Origin of the sequence: Sphingopyxis sp. (genome assembly GCF_016463645.1) — a bacterium.
GTDB lineage: Bacteria > Pseudomonadota > Alphaproteobacteria > Sphingomonadales > Sphingomonadaceae > Sphingopyxis.
Window position 1 is genome coordinate 1 of the sequence record NZ_JAEMQX010000015.1, and the last position, 3,168, is coordinate 3,168.

4 protein-coding genes are annotated in these 3,168 nt (G+C 69.2%); all 4 read left to right on the plus strand.

Translation table 11 applies throughout. The features are described from left to right. Positions 1-120 precede the first annotated feature (120 nt). Positions 121-1,266, plus strand: a complete 1,146-nt coding sequence (gene gspL / locus JHC57_RS05625; RefSeq protein ID WP_294029024.1) for a type II secretion system protein GspL — start codon at positions 121-123, stop codon at positions 1,264-1,266. Next, the gene (gene gspM, locus JHC57_RS05630; protein ID WP_294029025.1) at positions 1,263-1,745 is read left to right on the plus strand and encodes a type II secretion system protein GspM; all 483 of its coding nucleotides are present in this window, start codon (positions 1,263-1,265) and stop codon (positions 1,743-1,745) included. Before gspL ends, gspM begins: the two co-directional genes overlap by 4 nt. After that, positions 1,742-2,458, plus strand: coding sequence for a type II secretion system protein N (gspN, locus tag JHC57_RS05635; RefSeq protein WP_294029026.1), 717 nt, complete (start codon positions 1,742-1,744; stop codon positions 2,456-2,458). Before gspM ends, gspN begins: the two co-directional genes overlap by 4 nt. A gap of 1 nt (position 2,459) precedes the next feature. Next, positions 2,460-3,168: A24 family peptidase (locus JHC57_RS05640; protein ID WP_294029027.1), on the plus strand; the 709-nt coding region annotated here is incomplete at its 3' end.

The window sequence follows — 3,168 nt, forward strand, 5'->3', positions numbered from 1 at the left end:
TGACGATGGGGGACGGTTTCTTGACCGCAGTTTCGCTGATTGATGCCAATGGCGGAGCGCCGTCCGCGGGGGTGACGCCGCCGGTGATCGTGCGCCGCGACTGGGGCGAGACGGACTGACATGTCGCGGGTTTTGCTGCTCTGGCTGCCGACGGCGGCGGCGCTCGACGAAGGAACGGGCCCGGATTCCGCGTGGCTGCGCGTCGACGACGGCGTGATCGTCGACAGCGGTCAGGACGACGGCTGGGTCGGTGCATGGGAAAAGCCGCAGGACGATGGCCCCGACGACCGGCTGATTGCCATCGCTCCCGCCGCCGACGTGCCGCTGCGCTGGCTTCACTATCCCGACGCGGCTCCGGCGCAAGCCGCGGCCGCGGCGCGTATCGACACGCTGAAGAACAGCCTCGGCGACGCGGCTGCGCTGCATGTCGTCGCCGGTCAGCCCGCAGGGGGCGGTCAGGCGGTTCCGGTCGCAGTGACGACGCATGCCGCGATGACCGCGTGGACCGACTGGCTGAAGGCGCGAGGCCTTTCGCCCGCCGCGATCGTCCCCGCCGCGGTCGCGGTGCCGCCGCCTGAGCCCGATGCGCTGTGGACCGCCGACGTCGGCGGCGAGCAGATCGTCCGCAGCGCCGACCGTGCCTGGCTTTCCGATCCCGAACTCGATCCGCTGATCGCGGGTGGCCACAGCGTCGCGCCGCTCGATGCGGACCGGATGCGCGAAGCCCTCCTGCTCACGCTCGCCGCGCCGCCGCTCGACCTGCTCAGCGGGGGCTGGAAGCCCAAGCGACGCTGGTCCGTCGATCCCGCGATGCTGCGGCTGGCGAAACGGCTGTTCATTGCCCTGGTCGTCGTCAGCCTGCTGATTCCGGTCATTTATGCCTTGCGCCTGACGAGCGATACGAACCGCGCCGACAATGCCGTCGTCGCCATGGCGAAGAAAGCGGGTATCGCAGCGACCGATGCGACCGCGGCCGAAGCCGAACTCGACCGCCGGCTCGCCGCCGCGGGTGGCGGGCCACTGGCCTTCTCGGTCCCGGCCTCGGCGCTTTATGATGCGATGGGCGATGCGCCCGGCGTCTCGCTCAAGACGCTTTCGCATCGCACCGACGGAACGCTGACGACGACGCTTGCGGCGCCGCGCGTCGAAGATATCAATCAGGTGCTGCTTGCCTTGCAGGCGCGCGGCTATCGCATCACCGCGCAACCGATGGCGGGCAACGACGGTCAGCAGATGGCCAATATCACGATCCGGGCGGTGCCATGACCGAGAAGCTGCAAAACTGGTGGATCGGTCTTTCGACGCGTGAACGCTGGCTTGTGGGTATCGCGGGCGTGCTCGCGCTTGGCGTGCTTGTCTGGGGCCTGGCTCGCCCCGCGGTTGCGGGGTTCACCGATCTCGAGAACCGGCATCGCGCGTCGATAGAGCGCGAAGGCCGGGTAGCGGCCAAGATCCGGTTGCTGAGCCTGCGTCCGGCCAGATCGTTGACGGCAACGGTCGATGCTGTCGCGGTCGATCAGTATCTGACGCAGTCGGCGGGCGAAATCGGGCTGACGCTCGACCGGAACGAGGCACGCGGGCAGGGACAGGCGACGATCGCCATCGCCACGGCCAGGGCGCCCGTGCTCACCGACTGGCTGGCCTCGCTGGAGGGGCAGGGCTTCGTCGTCGATCAGCTCACCATCACTCCCGCAGCCGACGGCACCGTGGGGATGACAGCCGAACTCAGGAGAGGCGGCCAATGAACCTGCGAAAGCCATGGGTCGTCGGCGCGGCACTGCTTGCGCTCCTCCTTCTCATCGCGACCTTTCCGATGCGGCTCGCCCTTGGCTGGTCGGGTGCAACCGACGCCGGCATTGCCGCGCGCGACGTCCGCGGATCGGTCTGGTCGGGCGAGCTGGTCGAGGCGCGGCTCGGCGCGTTGCCACTTGGTACAGTGCGTGCGAGCCTGTCGCCGCTCGCGCTGCTCGGGGGGAATACCGAACTGGCGTTCGCGCGTGCGGACGAACGGCTCGGCGCGCTTGCCGGACGTTTGCACGGCAGCAATCCGCGCGGGGTTTCGGATGTCAGCGGGACCACGTCGATGTCGGGCGGACTGGGTGCGATCCCGGTCGACACCATCCGTTTCGAAGGCGCGACCATCCGCTTCGATGACACAGGCAAATGCGCCGCGGCGAGCGGCCGGATTCAGCTTTCGGTCACCGCGCCGATCGCTGGGCTCGATCTGTCGAGCGGATTGTCGGGGCCGCTGAGCTGCAAGGGCGGGCGCGCGCAGACGGCGCTCGCCAGTCAGTCGGGGATGGAGCGGCTGACCCTGTCGTTCGACGGCGCCGGTGCCTGGCGCGCGCAGTTCGCGATCAACGTCGACCGCGATCCGGCGATGGCGGCCGCGCTGGCGGCGATCGGATTCAAGCCGGGATCGGGCGGGTTCGTGCTGACGACCTCAGGCCGCTTCTGACGTGACCTTTCTCGATGCCTTGCCCTTCGGCACGGGCATCCTTCTTGCCGGGCTGATCGGCCTCATTCTCGGCAGCTTCGTCGCGACGCTGGTATTGCGGTGGCCTGCGGGGCGCTCGGTGCTCGGGCGATCGCAGTGCGACGGCTGCGGGCGGGCGCTCGGTGCGCTCGACCTCGTTCCGTTGCTGTCGTCCGTCGCAACGCGCGGACGCTGCCGAATCTGCGACAGGCCGATCGACCCCTTTCACGGGCGCGTCGAGCTGGGCTCGGCGCTGATCGGCATGATCGCGCTTGCGCTCCTGCCGGGGACGGCGGGCTGGCTCTGGGCCTTGTTCGGCTGGCTGCTTTTGCCGCTCGCACTGCTCGATGCGCGCCATTTCTGGTTGCCCGACCGCCTCAATCTGCTGCTCGGGATTGTCGGCCTGCTGATCGCAGGGCCGATGCTCGATACCTCGCTGATCGACCGCTGGGTCGGCGCGGTCGTGTGCGGCCTGACGCTCGCCGCCATCGCCGAATTCTATCGCCGCGTACGCCTGAAGGACGCGATGGGCGGCGGCGATCCGAAGCTCGTCGCGGCGATCGGCGCGTGGCTGGGCTGGCAGGCACTGCCGCTGATGCTGCTGCTGGCGAGCCTTGGTGGCATCATCTGGGCGCTCGCCGCTCAACGAAAAGGGGACCAGCCGCTCGGTGAGCAACGGATCCCCTTCGGTG